The organism is Sideroxydans sp. CL21, from assembly GCF_902459525.1.
Lineage (GTDB): Bacteria > Pseudomonadota > Gammaproteobacteria > Burkholderiales > Gallionellaceae > Sideroxyarcus.
The window spans coordinates 747,229-766,790 of sequence record NZ_LR699166.1 but is presented as its reverse complement, the minus strand read 5'-3'; the positions used below and the strand labels follow the sequence as shown (position 1 = coordinate 766,790).

The 19,562-nt window shown below is 60.0% G+C and carries 16 protein-coding genes; 6 read left to right on the top strand and 10 right to left on the bottom strand.

The genetic code is table 11. The annotated features are described in order from the left end of the window. Nucleotides 1-99: 99 nt before the first annotated feature. Genes QOY30_RS03690 through QOY30_RS03680 form a run of 3 tightly spaced genes read right to left on the bottom strand, consistent with a single transcriptional unit; the run spans nucleotide 100 to nucleotide 3,070 of the window. Complete coding sequence (locus QOY30_RS03690; protein WP_283743288.1) at nucleotides 100-1,413, bottom strand: homoserine dehydrogenase; 1,314 nt, start codon at nucleotides 1,411-1,413, stop codon at nucleotides 100-102. Then, nucleotides 1,410-1,847, bottom strand: a complete 438-nt coding sequence (locus QOY30_RS03685; RefSeq protein WP_283743287.1) for a GNAT family N-acetyltransferase — start codon at nucleotides 1,845-1,847, stop codon at nucleotides 1,410-1,412. Before QOY30_RS03685 ends, QOY30_RS03690 begins: the two co-directional genes overlap by 4 nt. Continuing rightward, nucleotides 1,844-3,070 carry a pyridoxal phosphate-dependent aminotransferase gene (locus QOY30_RS03680; protein ID WP_283746018.1) on the bottom strand — a complete coding sequence of 409 codons (1,227 nt, stop codon included), beginning with the start codon at nucleotides 3,068-3,070 and terminating at the stop codon, nucleotides 1,844-1,846. Before QOY30_RS03680 ends, QOY30_RS03685 begins: the two co-directional genes overlap by 4 nt. A gap of 149 nt (nucleotides 3,071-3,219) precedes the next feature. On the opposite strand from QOY30_RS03680, the gene QOY30_RS03675 reads away from it, so the two are divergent. Genes QOY30_RS03675 through queD form a run of 5 tightly spaced genes read left to right on the top strand, consistent with a single transcriptional unit; the run spans nucleotide 3,220 to nucleotide 8,050 of the window. Next, a complete protein-coding gene (locus QOY30_RS03675; protein ID WP_283743286.1) occupies nucleotides 3,220-3,588 on the top strand; it encodes an Mth938-like domain-containing protein in 369 nt (122 codons plus the stop codon). 9 nt (nucleotides 3,589-3,597) lie between these two features. Further along, nucleotides 3,598-4,515: an AAA family ATPase gene (locus QOY30_RS03670; RefSeq protein WP_283743285.1), complete on the top strand. Its 918-nt coding sequence runs from the start codon at nucleotides 3,598-3,600 to the stop codon at nucleotides 4,513-4,515. A 35-nt stretch (nucleotides 4,516-4,550) separates the two neighbouring features. Then, the gene (locus tag QOY30_RS03665) at nucleotides 4,551-5,648 is read left to right on the top strand and encodes a DUF58 domain-containing protein (protein ID WP_283743284.1); all 1,098 of its coding nucleotides are present in this window, start codon (nucleotides 4,551-4,553) and stop codon (nucleotides 5,646-5,648) included. Next, the gene (locus QOY30_RS03660; protein WP_283743283.1) at nucleotides 5,645-7,579 is read left to right on the top strand and encodes a transglutaminase TgpA family protein; all 1,935 of its coding nucleotides are present in this window, start codon (nucleotides 5,645-5,647) and stop codon (nucleotides 7,577-7,579) included. The genes QOY30_RS03665 and QOY30_RS03660 overlap by 4 nt, the downstream gene beginning before the upstream one ends. A gap of 30 nt (nucleotides 7,580-7,609) precedes the next feature. Further along, nucleotides 7,610-8,050: a 6-carboxytetrahydropterin synthase QueD gene (queD, locus tag QOY30_RS03655; protein WP_283743282.1), complete on the top strand. Its 441-nt coding sequence runs from the start codon at nucleotides 7,610-7,612 to the stop codon at nucleotides 8,048-8,050. A 3-nt stretch (nucleotides 8,051-8,053) separates the two neighbouring features. On the opposite strand, the gene QOY30_RS03650 is transcribed toward queD, so the two are convergent. The 7 genes from QOY30_RS03650 to ispD all read right to left on the bottom strand — a co-directional run bounded on the left by QOY30_RS03650 (nucleotide 8,054) and on the right by ispD (nucleotide 15,601). Next, entirely contained in the window at nucleotides 8,054-9,022 is a 969-nt protein-coding gene (locus tag QOY30_RS03650; protein ID WP_283743281.1) for a GGDEF domain-containing response regulator, read from the bottom strand. Between the two features lie 77 nt (nucleotides 9,023-9,099). Then, a complete protein-coding gene (locus QOY30_RS03645; protein WP_283743280.1) occupies nucleotides 9,100-12,339 on the bottom strand; it encodes a PAS domain S-box protein in 3,240 nt (1,079 codons plus the stop codon). After that, complete coding sequence (locus QOY30_RS03640) at nucleotides 12,336-13,142, bottom strand: uracil-DNA glycosylase (protein WP_283743279.1); 807 nt, start codon at nucleotides 13,140-13,142, stop codon at nucleotides 12,336-12,338. The genes QOY30_RS03645 and QOY30_RS03640 overlap by 4 nt, the downstream gene beginning before the upstream one ends. Beyond that, a complete protein-coding gene (gene rimI / locus QOY30_RS03635) occupies nucleotides 13,139-13,576 on the bottom strand; it encodes a ribosomal protein S18-alanine N-acetyltransferase (protein ID WP_283743278.1) in 438 nt (145 codons plus the stop codon). The genes QOY30_RS03640 and rimI overlap by 4 nt, the downstream gene beginning before the upstream one ends. Beyond that, nucleotides 13,576-14,289 carry a tRNA (adenosine(37)-N6)-threonylcarbamoyltransferase complex dimerization subunit type 1 TsaB gene (tsaB, locus tag QOY30_RS03630; protein WP_283743277.1) on the bottom strand — a complete coding sequence of 238 codons (714 nt, stop codon included), beginning with the start codon at nucleotides 14,287-14,289 and terminating at the stop codon, nucleotides 13,576-13,578. Before tsaB ends, rimI begins: the two co-directional genes overlap by 1 nt. After that, a complete protein-coding gene (gene ispF / locus QOY30_RS03625; RefSeq protein WP_283743276.1) occupies nucleotides 14,289-14,759 on the bottom strand; it encodes a 2-C-methyl-D-erythritol 2,4-cyclodiphosphate synthase in 471 nt (156 codons plus the stop codon). The genes tsaB and ispF overlap by 1 nt, the downstream gene beginning before the upstream one ends. A 161-nt stretch (nucleotides 14,760-14,920) precedes the next feature. Continuing rightward, nucleotides 14,921-15,601, bottom strand: a complete 681-nt coding sequence (gene ispD / locus QOY30_RS03620) for a 2-C-methyl-D-erythritol 4-phosphate cytidylyltransferase (RefSeq protein WP_283743275.1) — start codon at nucleotides 15,599-15,601, stop codon at nucleotides 14,921-14,923. A 70-nt stretch (nucleotides 15,602-15,671) separates the two neighbouring features. On the opposite strand from ispD, the gene mfd reads away from it, so the two are divergent. Beyond that, the gene (gene mfd, locus QOY30_RS03615) at nucleotides 15,672-19,211 is read left to right on the top strand and encodes a transcription-repair coupling factor (protein ID WP_283743274.1); all 3,540 of its coding nucleotides are present in this window, start codon (nucleotides 15,672-15,674) and stop codon (nucleotides 19,209-19,211) included. Nucleotides 19,212-19,562: the final 351 nt, after the last annotated feature.

The window sequence follows — 19,562 nt, the reverse complement described above, 5'->3', positions numbered from 1 at the left end:
GAGTGCAAGGCGCACGGAGCACAGAAACCGGAATGCACATGTGAGTGCATGAGGATTTCGAGCACCGCGCAACGCAGCAATCCGGCTGCGCAGTAGGTTTTATTTGCCCAATTCTTCCAACCGCAACTTCGTCACCTTCCCCGCCACCACACCCAATGCCTCGATCTTCGCAATGGCCGCCTTGATGCGCTTCTCGCGCGTCTGGTGGGTAAGCATGATCAGGTCGGTCTGGTCTTCGCCTTCGCCCGGTTCCTTCTGGATCACGGCGTCGATGGAGATCTGCTCATCGGCCAGGATGCGGGTGATGTCGGCCAGCACCCCGGGTTTGTCCTGCACACGCAGGCGCAGGTAGTAACTGGTGATCACGTCATCCATCGGCAGCACCTTCAGGTCGGCCATGGCGTTCGGCTGGAACGCGAGGTGCGGTACGCGATTCAGCGGATCGGAGGTTGCCATGCGCGTCACGTCGACCAGGTCGGCGATTACCGCACTGGCCGTCGGCTCAGCACCTGCACCCTTGCCGTAATACAGCGTCGCGCCGACGGCATCGCCCTGCACCACGACCGCGTTCATCGCGCCTTCCACATTGGCAATCAGGCGCTTGGTCGGGATCAGGGTGGGATGCACGCGCAGCTCCACGCCTTCCGCTGTGCGCTTGGTGATGCCCAGCAGCTTGATGCGATAGCCTAGTTGTTCGGCGTACTTGATGTCGGTCGCATCCAGTTTGGAGATGCCTTCGATGTAGGCCTTGTCGAACTGCATCGGAATACCGAACGCCAGCGCGGACAAAATGGTGATCTTGTGCGCAGCATCCACACCTTCGATGTCGAAGGTCGGGTCGGCCTCGGCGTAGCCCAAGCGCTGAGCTTCCTTCAGCACGGTATCAAAGGAGAGGCCTTTGTCGCGCATCTCGGACAGGATAAAGTTGGTAGTGCCGTTGATGATGCCCGCGATCCACTCGATGCGGTTCGCGGTGAGTCCTTCGCGCAGCGCCTTGATGATGGGGATGCCGCCCGCCACGGCGGCCTCGAACGCCACCATCACGCCCTTGTCCTGCGCAGCCTTGAATATCTCGTTGCCATGCGTGGCCAGCAAGGCCTTGTTCGCGGTGACCACATGCTTGCCGTTGGCGATCGCCTTCAGTACCAGTTCCTTCGCGACGCCGTAGCCGCCGATCAGTTCAATGACGATATCCACTTCCGGGTCGGCCACCACCGAGAACGCATCGTCCGTCACGCGGCATGCTCCGCCCGTGACTCTTTTCGCCAGCTCCACATTCTTGTCCGCCACCACCGTGATGCGGATGGGACGGCCGGCACGGCGGGTGATCTCTTCCGCGTTGCGTTGCAATACGGTGAAGGTGCCGCCGCCGACTGTGCCGATACCGAGTAGACCTACATTAATTGGTTTCATGAGAATGATTTCTTAAAGTTAAAAGCGGGAATGACAAAACCTTCGCGAAAATAGAACTTGTGCGCCTGCGTGCGTTGCGTGCCGGAATCCAGCACCAGGCCGCTTGCACCCAGTTTCCTGGCAACCTCTTCCAGATGCGCGATCAAAAAATGACCCACACCCTCCGATCGGCGAACACTGTCGGTAACGAGATCGTCGATGTAGAACTTCAAGCCATCGAAAGTATTCTCGTGCCAGCGATAGACCGCCAATCCAAGAACTGTGTCGCCCTCGACCGCCAACACCATGCGCGCACCTTTCAGTACGCGTTCCATTTTTGCAGCATAGTCGGTCGGAAGATGCGGGCGCAACTGGCGATGCACGGGTTCTGCTCGCGCCAACCATTCAGCGCCGGCGACCCCACCGCCTTCCGCAAATACCTCGACGATCCTCATGTCCCGTGCCGCTTGCGATAGCTCTCCAGGAAACGTGCTATGCGCCCGATCGCTTCGGTCAGATCATCGGAATTGGGCAGAAACACCACGCGGAAGTGGTCGGTGTGTGGCCAGTTGAAGCCGCTGCCTTGCACGATCAGCACCTTTTCCTGCTCCAGCAGTTCGAGGATGAATTTCTGGTCGTCCTCTATCGGGTACATCTTCGGATCGAGCTTCGGAAACAGGTACAGCGCGGCCTTGGGCTTGACGCAGGTCACGCCGGGAATGGCGGTGAGCAGCTTGTAGGCAAGCTCGCGCTGCTTGTACAGCCTGCCGCCGGGCGCGACCAAGTCGTTGATGCTCTGGTAGCCGCCCAGTGCGGTCTGGATCGCGTACTGCCCGGGCACGTTGGAGCACAGACGCATCGAGGCGAGGATGTTCAGGCCGTCCAGATAGTCCTGCGCGGTCTTCTTTGCACCGGAGACGACCATCCAGCCCGAACGGTAACCGCATGCGCGATAGTTCTTGGACAGCCCGTTGAGCGTGACGAACAACACATCGTCCGCCAGCGAAGCGATGGATGTGTGCGTGATGCCGTCATACAAAACCTTGTCGTAGATCTCGTCGGCGAAGATGATCAGTTGATGCTCGCGCGCGAGCTGGATGATCTCCCTGAGTATCTCGTCGGAATAGACGGCACCCGTCGGGTTGTTCGGGTTGATCACGACGATGGCCCTGGTATTCGGCGTGATCTTGCTGCGCATGTCCTTGAGGTCGGGGTTCCACTCGTTGGCCTCGTCGCAGATGTAATGGCGCGGCGTGCCGCCCGCCAGCGTCACCGCCGCCGTCCACAAGGGATAGTCGGGCGCGGGCACCAGCACTTCGTCGCCGGGATTGAGCAGTCCCTGCATGCACATCACGATGAGCTCGGAAGCGCCGTTGCCGATATAGATGTCGTCGATCGTGACGCCCGCGATCTTCTTCAGCTGGGTGTAGTGCATGATCGCCTTGCGCGCGGCGAACAGGCCTTTGGAATCGGAATAGCCGGACGAATTCGGCAGATTGAGGATCACGTCCTGCTGCACCTCTTCCGGCGCATCGAAGCCGAACGGGGCGAGATTCCCGATGTTCAGCTTGATGATGCGCTGCCCCTCTTCCTCCATCTGCTTGGAACGCGCCATCACCGGGCCGCGGATGTCGTAGCAGACGTTGGCCAGCTTGGCGGATTTCAATACCGGTTTGATGACGGGGATATCTTTTTCGGATTTCACTTGAGTGCTTCCTAATCTGCCAGGCTGGTGCCGATGGTAGAATCACCGGCATACGGACAAGGCGTTGCAAAGGCCGCGATTCTACCGCGCCGCCGCTGCCCGCCGCAAATGGAGGGATCCCTTTGGCACTGCATCTGGACACAAATACCAATCTCTATCTGTTCACCGGGCACGGCAAAGGTTATGTCGCGGTCAACAATCACCACTATCAGCAGCCCGTGGTCGTGATGGCCGGAGAAGTCCGTACCGACTGGGCTGCCGCGGATTTTTCCGCGCTGACTGCAACACATTTCGAGTATTTTCTCGCACTCAAGCCTGAAGTGCTGCTGCTCGGCACCGGTGCGAAGCAGCAGTTCGCCCATCCCAATCTGTACCGCGAGCTCATCAAAGCCCGCATCAGCGTCGAATTCATGGACACCCCCGCCGCCTGCCGCACCTACAACATCCTCGTCGCCGAAGACCGCAAAGTGGTTGCGGCGGTGCTGTTATAAGGAAATCGAATGTCCCACCCCCTGCACGCCGTCATCACTCAAACCGAACAAGTCATCCTCGGCAAACCTCGCCAGATCAGGCTGGCGCTCACCTGCCTGCTGGCGCGCGGGCACTTGCTCATCGAGGACCTGCCCGGTGTGGGCAAAACCATGCTGGCGCATGCACTGGCCAGGACGCTCGGCCTGCAGTTCCAGCGCATTCAGTTCACCAGCGACATGCTGCCCGCCGACATCCTCGGCGTCTCGATCTACCAGCGCGACAGCGGCGAGTTCAGGTTCCACGCGGGGCCGATCTTCGCCCAGATGATCCTGGCCGACGAAGTGAACCGCGCCACGCCCAAGACGCAAAGCGCGCTGCTGGAAGCGATGGAAGAACACCAGGTCACCAGCGAGGGCGAGACGCGCCCGCTGCCGGTGCCGTTTTTTGTTATCGCCACGCAGAACCCGACCAACCAGATCGGCACCTTTCCGTTGCCCGAATCGCAGCTCGACCGCTTCCTGATGCGCATCCAGCTGGGTTATCCGGATGCCCAGGCGGAACGCGGGCTGCTGGCCGGCGTGGAGAGGCGCGACCTCATCGCAAAGCTTGCGCCACAAATGGAAACCGCCGAGCTGATGAACTTGCAGCAACAGGTCAGGCAGGTGTTCGTCTCTCCCGCCCTGCTCGATTACGTGCAGTCCATCCTGCGCCACACCCGCGAATCGGCGCGATTCGTGCACGGACTCTCGCCGCGCGCCGGACTTTCGCTGCTGGCCGCCGCCCGTGCCTGGGCCTTGCTGGACGGGCGCAACGCCGTCATCCCGGAGGATATCCAGGCGGTATTGCCGGGTGTCGCCAGCCACCGCCTGCAAAGCGTGCAGGATGTGCAAACCTCCGACGGCGACAAGCTGGCACGAGAGTTGATCGAGGCGGTAGCCATCCCCTAGCTGGCACGACAATTAGCCGTCCTTCAATATGAAAATTGCCGTGCCCGCCCCCTCACCACAATCCTCTCCCGCTTGCGGGCGAGGAGGCGATCGAACCGCTGCGCGGGATTCTCGTTAAAGCTGTGCTTGCCACTTTCAGAAAGCTATTCCGCAACTGGGCGTTCCGCCGCGGCGTCGAGACCGGCACGCTGGTACTCAACCAGCGTCGCATCTACATCGTTCCTTCCAGTCAGGGATTCGGCTTTGCCTTTGTGCTGGTGATGATGCTGCTGGGCGACATCAATTACAACCTGAGCCTGGGTTACGTCCTCACCTTCCTGCTGGCCACGACTGCCGGCATGTCCATGTTGCACGCCTTCCGCAACATGGCACAGTTGGAGATACACGCAGGCTACGTCGAATCGGTGTTCGCCGGGGAACAGGCAAAGTTCGTGTTCCATTTCAACAACCCCGGCAGATTGGATCGCCACCATCTCCATTTGCATGACGACGACGGGCACCGCACGGTGTTCGATCTTCCCGCACAGCATTCCACCCGGGTCGAGCTCGCTATCCCCGCACCCCGGCGCGGCTGGCTGGATAGCGGACGGCTGACGCTGTACACCCGTTACCCGCTCGGGCTGTTTTATGCCTGGACATACATCCATTTCGACGTGCGCTGCCTGATCTATCCCAAGCCGGCCGCACCGCAACCTTTGCCCGCTGCGTCCACTCAGGACGGAATCGGCAAGGTAAAGGCAGCAGGCGACGAGGATTTTTCCGGCTTGCGCAACTACGTCGCGGGCGATGCCATGCCGCGCATCGCATGGAAAGCGCTGGCACGCGAACAGGGCTTGCAGGTGAAGCAGTTCTCGGCTTTTCAGGGGCGGGAGTTATGGCTGGACTGGTCGCTGCTGCCGAACATCGGGCCGGAAGCAAAGCTGGAACTGCTCACGCGTTGGGTGCTGGACGCCGATGCACTGGGCTTGATGTACGGCCTGCGCCTGCCGCAAAAAGAAGTGTCACTCCGGCGCGGCGAGACAGAGTCTGCCGGTGCGGGATCTGCGCCGGGGCAATTGCTGCCGCAGCATAGTGCAGCGCATCGCGCCGAATGTCTGCGCAGATTGGCGTTGTTCGGACTGGGCGAAACATGAAACTCACCGCCCCGCTCATCTACGGACTCATCGCCTGCATTCTGCTTGTCAGCGCGCCCCATGCGGAACATCTGCCGTTGTGGGTCAGCGCGATCTGTTCGGCGTTGCTGGCCTGGCGCGCCTACCTCACCTGGAGCGGCAACCCCCTTCCGCCACGCTGGCTTTTGCTCGTCGTCACCCTCGCCTGCGTGCTTGCCATCGCCGCCACCTTCCGCACGCTGTTCGGGCGCGAAGTCGGCGTCACGCTGCTCATCCTGCTCGCTTCGCTCAAGTTGCTTGAGATTCGTGCAGTGCGCGATGTCACGGTACTGATCTATCTTTCCTGCTTCGTCATCATCACCAATTTCTTCTACTCGCAAAGCATCCCCACCGCGCTGTTCATGCTGGTCACTTTGCTGGTCATCATGGCAACCTGGGTACATCTGCAAACAGGCACTCTCGCGTTCAAGCCGCGCCTGCGCGTCGCCGGGGTGTTGCTGCTACAGGCCATCCCGCTGTCGCTCATCATATTCGTACTGTTCCCGCGCGTGCAGGGACCGTTGTGGGGAATGCCGCAGGACGCCTATGCCAGCAGCGGCCTGTCCGACTCGATGGCGCCTGGCAGCCTGAGCAAACTTTCCCTGTCCGATGCGGTGGCGTTCCGCGTGGTTTTCAACGGCAAGGAACCGTCTCGCGATCAGATGTACTGGCGCGGGCCGGTGCTGTGGGATTTCGACGGCACAAGCTGGAAGCGCGGACGCAATGCGACGCTGCAACGCCCTGTGCTTACCGATGCAACCACACCGGTCGACTACACGGTGACGCTGGAAGCACACAACAAACCCTGGCTGTTCGTGCTCGACATGCCGGCGAAGATTTCCATCCCGGCCGATCTCGCGCCGGACTTCCAGGTACTCAGCAGAACGCCGGTGAATGCGCGCACACGCTATAGCGCCACTTCGCTGCTTTCCTATCGCGCCAACCTCGGCGAACCGCCGCAACAGCTCCAGCGCGCACTCGCCTTGCCGCCGGGATACAACCCGCAAGCCAGGAAGCTCGCTGCGGAATGGCGCACACGCAGCGACAGCGATATGGCACTGGTGCAGACCGCACTCGACTATTTCAACCGGAACGGTTTCGAGTACACATTGGAACCGCCGCTGCTCGGTACAAACAGCGTGGACGATTTTATGTTCACCACCAAAAAAGGATTCTGCGAACACTACGCCGGCAGCTTCGTGTTCCTGATGCGTGCGGCGGGCTTGCCGGCGCGTGTAGTGACAGGTTACCAAGGGGGCGAATATAACGATCTGGGGGGTTATTACGTCCTGCACCAGTACGATGCACATGCCTGGGCGGAAGTCTGGTTGCAGGATCGTGGCTGGGTTCGCATCGATCCGACTGCAGCCATTTCCCCGGCGAGAATACAAAGCGGCCTGAACGCAGCCCTGCCGGACAACGCCACCCTTCCTTTCTTTGCACGCACACAGTCGCCGTTTCTGCTCAAGCTGCGCTTCAATCTCGACGCACTGACCAACCAGTGGAACCAGTGGGTCCTGGGCTACAACACGGAACGCCAGTTCGCCTTCCTGACGCGCCTGGGCATGGAAGACATCACCTGGAAAAAGCTGGCGATCAACATGTTGTCCGGCGTTGCGCTGCTGGTGGGCATCTTCACGCTCCTCATGCTGCGCCGCCTCTCCGTGCGCCAGACGGATGCGGTACAGGCCTTATGGCTGAAAGCCTGCCGCAAACTGGAGAAAGCCGGCTTGCCGCGCGCGCCGCATGAAGGTGCTATGGATTACGCGACACGCATCGCTGCCGCGCGGCCGGAACTGACTGAAGAAATTTATGACCTTGCGGCACGCTATGCGTCGCTGCGCTATGGCGGGGAAGCCGAAAAGGATGGCCTGGCCGCTTTCAGGAATGCGGTGCGCGCCTTCAAGTTATAATCCGCGCCTCACACAATCAAGCAGCCTATCATGCAGATCACCCGCCGCCTGGAATTCGATGCCGGACACCGCATCCCCAACCACAACAGCCAGTGCAAACACTTGCACGGCCATCGCTATATCATGGACATCACACTGGCAGGCGATGTCATCACCGTCGAAGGCGTTTCGGAACAGGGCATGGTGATGGATTTTTCGGATGTGAAGCGCATTGCCAAAGAGCAGGTCGTGGATGCGTGGGACCACGCCTTTCTGGTCTATCGCGGGGACAAGGTCGTCCTGGATTTTCTGAATACCTTGCCCAATCACAAGACCGTGGTACTGGAAGTCATCCCGACGGCGGAGAATCTGGCCAAGGTTGCTTTTGACTTACTATCGAATGCCTACCGCGACACTTACGGCAACCATCTGAAGCTGGAACGTGTGCGCCTTTACGAAACGCCAAACAACTGGGCTGACTACACGCGCTAGCAGTCAAACCTGTCCGTATTGATTCACCACCACCCGGTCGCGCCCGTCAGCCTTGGCCTGATACAAAGCCCGGTCTGCGGAACGCAGCAACGTTTCAAACGAGAGGCCGCTTGCCGGGAGAACTGAGGTCACACCGCAACTGAGGGTGACATGGCGTTTGGGCGTGGCATGCAAGATATGGAGTTCGCTCACATGCTGGCGCACGTTCTCCGCCACCCAGCGCGCGCCATCGGCATCGGTCTCGCCCAACACCAGGGCAAACTCCTCGCCGCCATAGCGTGCAGCCAGGTCTGCTGCGCGCGGCGCGGCGCGCGCCACCTGGCCGGCTACGGCGCGCAGGCACTCGTCTCCGGCCTGATGCCCGTATGCATCGTTGAACAGTTTGAAATTATCGACATCCAGCATCACCAGCGCGATGGGTTTCTTCATGCGCTCGCAACGGCGCCATTCGCGCAGGGACAATTCGTCGAACATGCGGCGGTTGGGAATTCCCGTCAAACCGTCGGTGGTGGACAGGCGCTGCAATTCCCTGTTGGCGGCATTCAGCTGATGGGTGACATCGACCAGCGAGCGCTGCATCTCGATCAGCCTGCGCATGGCGCGTATCTTGGAATGCAGAACCACCTCGCTTACCGGCTTCATCAGGTAGTCATCTCCGCCCACTTCGATGCCGCGCGCGAGATCCGCATCTTTGGTCATGCTGGTCAGGAAGATGATCGCGGTCCAATCTTCCTTCCGTTCGGTTGCGCGTATCTCCTTGGCGATGTCGAAGCCGTCGATATCGGGCAGTTGCGCATCAAGCAGGATGATATCGGGGCGTTCCTTGCGATAAATCTCGATGGCTGCAGCGCCGGTCTCGGCGGTCAGGGGATGTTTGATGTCCATGCGTTCGAGGAAATTGCAAAGGACTTTCATTGTGACCTTGCTGTCTTCCACCACCAGCACTTTTAGAGCGTCTGTTCTTTTTTTCATGCCCGACCGTTCTGTTATTTTCGGGCATTATAAAGCGGAAACGCCGGGCTTCGCATGTATGTATATGACATCAGGGACTAATCTGGGACCGTCAGGGGCTGCGTCTCCCAGTTTTGCTGCATCTGGGCGTCGTAAAAACGCACATTGTTGCGTCCCGCCTCTTTTGCCTGATACATCGCGGCATCGGCCTGCCTGATCAGGGCGTCCATCGATTCTTCATTGCCGTGGTACAGGCTGATACCAATACTGGGCGAGCTATGGCATTCCTGCCCGTTCAGGTGATAGGGCTGCGACAGCGCTTCGCGTATCTTCTCTGCCACCCCACCCGCCTTGTGGGACGCATCCAGCCCGTCCCCGCTGATATTCTCCAGCAGCACGACGAATTCGTCCCCGCCGAAACGGGCCACCGTGTCCACTTCGCGCACGCACGACTTGATGCGCGCCGCCACTTCGATCAGCAACAGGTCGCCGTAATCGTGCCCGAGCGTGTCGTTCAGATGCTTGAAACGGTCCAGGTCGACGAACAGGATCGCCCCATGCCCGCCGTAACGCACCGAGGTTGCCAACGCAGTCTGGAAGCGCTCAATGAACAAACGGCGGTTGGCCAACTGCGTCAGTGCGTCGTAGAACGCCAGATTGCGTATCTCTTCCTCTGCCCGTTTGCGCTCTGTGATATCGCTGAAGATGGCAACGTATTGCGTCGTCTCGCCGCGCTGGTTCTTCACGGCGGTGATGGTCATCCATTTCGGGTAGATCTCGCCGTTCTTGCGCCTGTCCCATATCTCTCCCGCCCAGGAACCCGTATCCAGTATCTGCCCCCACAGTGCGGCGTAAAACGCCTTGTCATGGCGCCCCGAACTCATGATGCGCGGATTTTTGCCGATCACATCCTCGGACGAATAGCCGGTGATGTCGGTGAATGCGCTGTTGACGCGGACGATGCTGGCCTGGGCATCGGTGATGAGTATGGCCTCATGCATCTCGAAGGTCGCCGCAGCCACACGCAACGCCTGCTCGGCCTGCTTGCGCAACGTGATGTTGTGGCTGAACACAAAGAACTTCCCTGCTTCCGGCAGGAAAGTTACCGACACTTCCACATCGAACACGCGACCGTCCTTGCGCCGGTGCTGCGACTCGAAGCGGCCGTATCCCTGCGCCATGAGCCTGTCGGTATGCACCCTGACTTCAGCCTCGTTTTCGTTCGCATCCAGCTGGCTGATGTGCATGCCCACCAGCTCACGCATGGTGTAGCCGGACATGTTGGCATAGGCCTCGTTGACCTCTTCCAGGATGCCGTCCGTATTGACCATCCAGTAGCCATCCATTGCAGCGTCGATCACCTGCTTGTATCTTTGCTGGGCAATCTGCAGCTTCTTGCGTTCGGTGATATCCCTGCTGGAGGCAAACAGGTAGGCCTTGTCATCGATCACCACCCCATTGACGCAAATCTCGACATCAATCACGCTGCCGTCTTTGCGCCGGTGCATCGTATCGAACATGTCGCTCCTGCCGATGAACGAGCTGATCCGTGCACGCAATTCCTCTGCCGGGTAATGAACGTCCCAGTCACGCACATTGAGCTGCAGAATCTCTTCCCGCGTGTAACCCAGCATGCTGCAGAAGGCATCGTTGGCCTCAAGCACATTGCCATCGATATCCAACACATGGATACCTTCCATTGAGTTTCGCATCAGCGTCTGATTCCGCCGCAACTGGGTTTTAGCCTCGCGCAGACTCTCGCGCTGCCGGGTGATATCCAAACCCAGTCCGACCAGCACTGGCGCACCATCTCGTTCCACGCGCCGCCCGTTCAAATGGTACGGCGTCCTCGTGCCATCCTTCGAGACCAGCTCCGCTTCCACCTCTCCGTCGCCTTTTGCAAACACCTGACGGATCGTGCGCTCGATATTGGATTTATCTTCCCCGCCGAAGAAATCCAGCGGGTGACTGGCCGCCATCTCTTCCGGGCCGAGTTGCAGCACCCGTTCCAGATTGTGGTTCCACAGCAGAAAACGTCCCTGCGCATCGATCATATAAAAGACACCGGGCAGCGCTTCAATCAGCTCTTTGCGGAACACGCTCTCCTGTTTGATCTGATCGCTGTCCGACAACTTGTCCAGCATGGTATTCAGTGCCTTGGCAAGCTTGCGGATCTCGCCCTTGCCCGTTTCTTCCAAACGAACACTTCGATTTCCGGCAGCAATCTCGTGAGCGGCAACGGTTATACGATTGAGCGGAGAGAAGGTGCGGCGCAAAACCAGCATGAACACAACGCCCACCAGCAGCATCACCAGCATCGTATCCACCAGGTCGGGCTGCGAAATCTCTTTGAATCCCTGGACGGCGGCATTCGCGGGTAGATGACAGGCCAACAACAGGAATCGCGAAGGATCGCTGACATCGAAGTACACGCGCTCTGCTGCCAGATAGCCGCCATTGCCATCGCTTACAGTCTGGAACGACGGGTCATTGTGTTTGGTCTGCGGCTCGAACATCGGTTTGAGCGCCGGAAAATCCCCGGCGACATTGTCCTTGCCACCCGGCTCCGAAGACTTGGCATCCGCATGAAACAGATAGTGCCCGTACTGATCGGCCATATAACTCTGCACTGCAGACGGCAGCCCCTCCGAGATGGAGGCAAACAACGAGTGCACATCCTTGTTAATCACCACCATGCCGAATACGCGACCGCTCGCATCGAACACTGTCGTGACGGCATGTAAAGCTGGGCGATGCAATTCTTGAGTTCCACCCTGTTCAAGATCGGGAGCAAAATCGGAAAGATACACACGACCAGCAGTCAGCATCAGACCCGCTTTGAAATAATCCCGGTCACCCCTGGCTTGTAATGCGTCGTGCGGTGCCACCACAACATGCCCGTCGCGGTTTTCCACCTGCACCAGCTCCCGCCCCTCGCCTGCCGCGCCGATATAACTCGCCTGATAATATTCCGGATGTGCACGCAGAAAGGCGGCAAGAATCTCTTGCAGACGCACCTCCCATTCGGCATAGGTTGATTTGTCGCGGGGATCGATCCCATTGTTCGCGCTGGCACGCACGATCCCGGAGACAGACGGCAGAGAAGCCAGGAACAGCACATCCTGACGCAGCGAGTCGATGGACTGGGTCAGTCGCACTTGCTCAAGATGAATATCCATCTTGAGGTCGGCACTGCGCTCGCTGAGATAGACTTCCCGGTCATTCTCCAAATCCTTGTTCATCCACAGCAACCCACCGGCCACCACGAGCAGCAAAGCCCAGAAGGTGATGCGCGCGGAAAGGCCGATGTCGCTGAATTTGATGTCGCTGAATTTCACGTCATCATCCTCTGTTGTGCGAAACACAGATCCTGCCAGGCCTTGGCTTTTTCAGCCGGACTGCGCAGCAGGTAAGCGGGGTGATAGGTGACGATAAGGGGCGTTCCATGGTAGTCGTGGATTGTGCCGCGCAACGAACCGAGCGTCGCATCGCGTCCGAGCAAGGACGTTGCGGCGGTCTTGCCCAATGCAACGACAAGTTTCGGTTTGATCAGGGCGATCTGCTGTTGCAGATAGGGCATACAGGTGGCGATCTCGTCCGGCTCCGGGGTGCGATTGTTGGGCGGACGGCATTTTACGACGTTGGCAATGTACACATTGCTGCCGCGCTTCAGATTGATCGCCGCCAGCATGTTGTCGAGCAACTTGCCGGCCTGCCCCACGAACGGCTCGCCCTGTGCATCCTCGTCGGCGCCGGGACCTTCGCCGACGAACAGCCAGTCGGCATTCTCATCGCCCACACCGAACACCGTCCGCGAACAGCCGACACGCAGCTTGCAGGCGGTACAGTCGCGGACTTTTTGCTTGAGTCCAGTCCAATTCAGGAGGCTTAAGCCGGACGGGTTGAGCCCTTCGTCTGCGCTCGGGACAGGCTTCGCGAAACCCGCAGCAGACTGCCGGGTATCGGTTTGGTCTTCAGTCGGCTTGCTTATTACTTCGTCGGGAACCGGAGCAGCTGCTTGCGATTCCGCCACTGAAGCAGAAGTCGCGGGTACGGCTTCAACCGCTGCAGGTATCCCGCGCCGCACCCACAGCGGGTAAAGATTGAGTTCGCGCAGAGCAGCTTCGTCTCGAATATTCACAGTTCCCGCCCCATCAGAATTGCATCTTCGCGCCCATTCTGCGCCTGGTAATAGTCCCGGCGCAATCCGATATCGCCAAATCCGGCCTTGCGGTAAAGCGCGATCGCTGCCTTGTTGCTTGCACGCACTTCCAGCACCATGCGATGCATGCCAAAGTGGCGCGCCAGCGCCATTATTTCGTCCAATAATTTCCGCCCCCAGCCCTGGCGCTGGTGCCCGGCATCGATCGCGATGTCGAGCAGCTCGGATTCGTCTACCGCCAGCATCAGCACCGCATAACCGAGTATGACTCCGTCGGCTTCGAAGACTTTGCACTGATATTTGCTGCGCAGGGCATCGCTGAAATTTCCCGGTGTCCAGGGATGCGTATGCACCTCGCGCTCGATGCGCAGCACAGCATCCAGATCGGCCCCGGTCATGTCGCGCAGAATCATCAAAGACCCGTCCGCGCTGCAGCGGCTCCGGCACGGGCGTCCTCGCGTTCCCTGGTCTTCAGCGCGACCTTGTCGCGCAGATAGAGCGGCAGCGCCAGCGCCGCATCCACCGCATTGCCTTTGGCAAATTCGACGGCTGCGATCTGCGCGATAGCAGCGGCCCGGGGCACTAGCTGCGCATCCATGCCGGACAACTGCTTGCCGTAACGTGCCGATAACGCCGCCTGGCTCACCGCAAAGCCGCTGCCTGCACCGAACCAGCCATCCCCGTCGACCTCTGGGGCCGTGTCCGCCCTGCACAGGCAGGGCGCGACCACCTCGATCCATCGGTCGTTTCGCTTCTCGTACGCGGCGAGATACAACTCGCCCATGCGCGCATCTAGCGCCGCGACGACTTTGTCCTGTCCGCTGGCCTGAGCCAGCGCTTCCAGCGTGCACACCCCGACAACTTTCACATCGGCGCCGAATGCCAAACCTTGAGCGACGCCGCAGGCGATACGCACCCCGGTAAAGGATCCCGGCCCTTTGCCGAACGCAATGCCATCTATATCCTGAATCCTGCATCCCGAATCCTGCAATACTGCATCCAGCATCGCCATCAGCACTTCGGAGTGTTTCTGCCCCACCAGTTCGCAGCGTTCGTTCACCTTGCCGTCCCGCCACAGCGCAGCCGAGCAATACTCGGTGGAGGTCTCAATCGCGAGGATATCCATCAGACCAGCAGCAGTGCCACTGCCTGCGCAGCAATTCCTTCGCCGCGCCCGGTGTAACCGAGTTGCTCGGTCGTCGTCGCCTTCACGTTCACCGCGTTATGGGCGATACCGAGATCGGCTGCGATGTTGGTGATCATCTGCGGGATATGCGGTGCCATCTTCGGCGCCTGCGCGATGATGGTGGCGTCCACGTTGCCGATACGGAACCCGGCCGCCTCAATCTTTCGAGCGACATCGCGCAACAAAAGCCTGCTGTCGATATCCTTGTATTTCGCATCGGTATCGGCGAAGTGCTTGCCGATATCGCCCAGCGCCGCCGCACCCAGCAGCGCGTCGCAGATGGCGTGCAGCAGCACATCCGCATCGGAATGGCCGAGCAGCCCCTTTTCATATGGAATATCCACCCCGCCGATAACGAGTTTGCGTCCCGCAACCAGTTGGTGAACGTCGAAACCTTGTCCGATACGCATATTGCTTTCCCTGTTATATTTCGCAGGTCGGGTTAGCGGCATCATCGCGTAACCCGACATAATGTTCTCGCGGCAGGTGTCGGGTTACACCCGCAAGGGGTAGGCCGTGGTTGTAAGTGGCTAAAGCCGCAACAACACACGCACCGCTGCGCTAACCCGACCTACCTATTCTTATCAAGCAACAACTCCGCCAACTCGATGTCCTGCGGATAGGTCACCTTGAAATTGCTGGTATCGCTCGCCACCAGCCTGGGCTGCAGACCCATCGCTTCGATGGCCGAGGCGTCGTCGGTGACGTTGTTGCTGCGCGACAGCGCTTCTGCCAGCAATCCGGCACGGAACATCTGCGGCGTCTGTGCCTGCCACAAGCCTTCGCGCGGCTCGGTGTGCGCGATGCGCTGCTGGGCATCGGCGCGCTTCAGGGTATCTGCCACCGGCACCGCAAGGATGCCGCCGACCGGATCGTCGCGCAGTTCGGCGATCATTCGCGCCAGCAGATGTGCGCTCAGGCAGGGCCTCGCGGCATCGTGCACCAGTACCCAGTCGTCCGGTTCCAGTTCCGAAACCAGCAAACCGTTTGCCACACTCTCGGCACGTGTTTTTCCGCCGCAATGCAGCGGTGCCAGCTTGCCCGCGCAATGCGACCAGTCATAGCGCGCGAAATATTCGTCGTCCGGCGCCAGCACCACGAACACGGTCTTGATGTTGGGGTTAGCGCACAAGGTGGACAGCGCATGCCAGATCATGGGCCGACCGGCCAGATCGAGGTATTGCTTGGGCAACTCGTTACCCATGCGTGCGCCGAAACCGGCGGCGGGGACTAAAGCGTGGAATTCAGACATAACCGAATTGTAAAACAGGAATGCAGGCCGGGTGGCTTATAATGCGCGCCTTTGTTTCAGGCCTGTTTCAATGCTGTTCACCTCCAAAAATTCCCGCCCGCGCTATACCAACCTCCAGGGTTCATCCGACGCATTGGCCCTGGCGCAATATGCTGCGCTGCACTCCCCGCTGGTGGTGATCGCCGCGAATGCGCTGGAAGCGCAACGACTGATGGAAGAGATCCCGTTTTTTGATCCCAAACTGCGAGAGGGTAACGGCGAAGCCGTTGGGCACCCTTCGGCGTCCCCCTTGCGGGGGCTGCGTGTCCACCTTCTTCCGGACTGGGAAACACTGCCCTACGACCACTTCTCGCCGCACCAGGACTTGATCTCCGAGCGACTCGCCACGCTGCACCACATCCGCAGCCATGCCAGCGACGTGGTCATCGTACCGATCACCACGGCCCTGTACCCGCTGCCGCCGGTGGAACACCTGGCTGCCTACACCTTTTTCCTCAAACGCGGCGAAAAGCTGAACGTCGCACAACTGCGCGAGCAAATGACATTCGCCGGATACAACCATGTACAGCAGGTACTCACACCCGGTGAATACTGTGTGCGCGGCGGCATCATTGACCTGTTCGCCATGGGCAGCGTGCTGCCCTACCGCATCGACCTGTTCGACGACGAGATCGAGACCATCGCCACCTTCGATGTGGATACGCAGCGCACCTTGTACCCGGTGCCGGAGATACGCATGCTGCCCGCGCGCGAGTTTCCGATGGACGAGAAAGGCCAGGCGACCTTTCGCCAGAACTTCCGCGATCGTTTCGAAGGCGACCCGTCCAGGTCGCGCATCTACAAGGACGTGAGCAAGGGCATCGCCCCGGCAGGCATCGAGTATTACCTGCCGCTGTTCTTCGACAAGACCGCGACGCTGTTCGACTACCTGCCGAAGAACGCCACGCTGTGCCTGCACCACAACGTGGACGAGGCAATCGCCACTTTCGGCAAGGATGCGGCCTCGCGCTACAACCTGCTCAGAGGCGATCCGCAACATCCGCTGCTGGAAACGAAGGAATTGTTTCTGGATGGGGAGCAGTTTTTTATTCGGGCGAAAGAGTTCGCACGCATCGATATACTCCCCTCGCCCGCGGGCGGGAGAGGGGTTGGGGGAGAGGGTTTATCCGATGACACCCTCTCCCTAACCCTCTCCCGCGAGCGGGAGAGGGAACCGAGAACGGTGACCCCCTGCTCCACTGCCGCCATCCCCCCCATCGCCGTAGACCGCAAGGCAGAAGTCCCCACCCACGCCTTCCAGAACTTCCTGCAAACCTACGCCGGACGCACCCTGCTGCTCGCCGACAGCCTGGGCCGCCGCGAGATCATGTCCGGCTACCTGAAGGAATACGGCCTGCTGCCCGCCGTGTGCGAAGACTATGCATCCTTCCTCGCCAGCCATGAGAAATTCATGCTCGGGGTCGGCCCCATCCAAATCGGCTTCAGCCTGCCGGATGACAAACTCGCCATCGTCACCGAAACCGAGCTTTATGCCGCCCAGCCCAGAAGCCGCGCCGCGCGTGCCGCGAAGAAGAGCAACGTGGAAGGCATGCTGCGCGACCTGTCGGAGCTCAAACCGGGCGATCCGGTGGTGCATGAGCAGCACGGCATCGCGCGCTATCAGGGTCTCGTGAACCTCGATCTCGGCGAAGGCGAGAATGAATTCCTGCTGCTGGAATATGCGGGCAGCGACAAGCTGTATGTGCCTGTGTCGCAACTGCACGTCATCAGCCGCTACAGCGGCGGTGCGCCGGAAGCAGCCCCCCTGCACAAACTGGGAAGCGGCACCTGGGACAAAGCCAAGCGCCGCGCCATGCAACAAGTACGCGACACCGCCGCCGAGTTGCTGAACATCTACGCCCAGCGCGCCACGCGCAAGGGCCATGCCTTCAAGCTCACCTATCACGACTACGAAGCGTTCTCCGCCGGTTTCGGTTTCGAGGAAACTCCCGATCAGGCTGCCGCCATCGAAGCGGTGCTGCTCGACCTGCAATCCGGCAAGCCGATGGACAGGCTCATCTGCGGCGATGTGGGTTTCGGCAAGACCGAAGTTGCGTTGCGCGCGGCCTTCGTTGCGGTGATGGACGGCAAGCAGGTGGCGGTGTTGGTACCCACCACGCTGCTGGCCGAACAGCACTTCCAGAATTTCTCCACCCGCTTTGCCGACTGGCCGATCAAGATCGCCGAACTGTCGCGCTTCCGCTCCGCCAAGGAGGTGACGCAGGCGCTGAAGGACCTGGCCGATGGCAAGCTGGACATCGTCATCGGCACGCACAAGCTGATACAGAAGGACGTGAAGTTCCACAACTTGGGCTTGGTCATCCTCGACGAGGAACATCGCTTCGGCGTGCAACAGAAAGAACGTCTCAAGGCGCTACGCGCCGAAGTGGACGTACTCACGCTCACCGCCACGCCGATCCCGCGCACGCTGGCGATGTCGCTGGAAGGCCTGCGCGATTTCTCGGTGATCGCCACCGCGCCGCAGCGGCGCCTGTCCATCAAGACCTTCGTCGCCGGTTTCAGCCAGGGCATCATCCGCGAAGCCGTGCTGCGCGAACTCAAGCGCGGCGGGCAGGTGTACTTCCTGCACAACGAAGTCGACACCATCAACAACATGCTGGAGAAGCTGGAGACCCTGCTGCCGGAAGCGCGCATCCGCGTGGCACACGGCCAGATGGGCGAACGCGACCTTGAAGCGGTGATGCGCGACTTCACCCACCAGCGCTTCAACGTGCTGCTGTGTTCCACGATTATTGAAACGGGCATTGACGTTCCGACCGCCAACACCATCATCATGAACCGCGCCGACCGTTTCGGCCTCGCGCAACTGCACCAGTTGCGCGGCCGCGTCGGGCGTTCGCACCACCAGGCCTATGCCTACCTGCTGGTGGACAGCATGGACGGCCTCACCGCGCAGGCGAAGAAGCGCCTGGAAGCGATCCAGGCCATGGAACAACTGGGATCGGGATTCTTTCTCGCCATGCACGACCTGGAGATACGCGGCGCGGGTGAAGTCTTGGGTGAATCGCAAAGTGGCGAGATGCAGGAGATCGGCTTTTCACTCTACAACGACATGCTGAGCGCCGCCATCTCCTCGCTCAGGCAAGGCCATGAACCGGACATGGCGCACCCGCTGGGCGTGACTACCGAGATCAATCTGCACACCCCAGCGCTGCTACCCAGCGACTATTGCGGCGACATTCACCAGCGCCTCGTCATCTACAAACGCCTCGCGAACTGCAACACGCAGGAAGACCTGGATGATATGCAACAGGAACTCATCGACCGCTTCGGCCTGCTACCCGACCCCGCGCAGACCCTGCTCGACAGCCACCGCCTGCGCATCCTGGCGAAGCCGCTCGGCATCAGCAAGGTGGATGCATCATCCGAGGCCATCGTCATCCAGTTCGTACCCAACCCGCCCATCGACCCGATGAAGGTCATCACCATGATTCAGAGCAAGCGGCATATCAAGATGGGGGGACAGGACAAATTGCGGATCGAATTGAAGTATGGGGATTTGCAGCAGCGGGTGCTGGCGGTCAGGAATTTCTTTGGGGAGTTGAAGTAATCTCTCGGACCGTTCGTCCTGAGCCTGTCGAAGGATGGGCGAACCCCGCTAATTATGGCCGTTCGTGCTGAGCCTGTCGAAGCATAATATTCCGCAAAACCAACATCGTCGGGGGTAGCCCGACAGCTAGTCACTTTTTCTTGCTTCGCCAAAGAAAAAGTAACCAAAAAGAAGGCGACCCCAGCGCACCGCCCTTTCGGGGTTCCCTGCGTTGCTCGACTGGTCAGGCCTCCTCATAAACTCGCACGATCCGCTGCGCGGCCACGTGCTCAAACATATTCGTCAGATTTCCCTGACCAGCCTCCGCTACTCGGCGGCGCACAGGGGAAAGAAAACCCAAAATCTAAAACC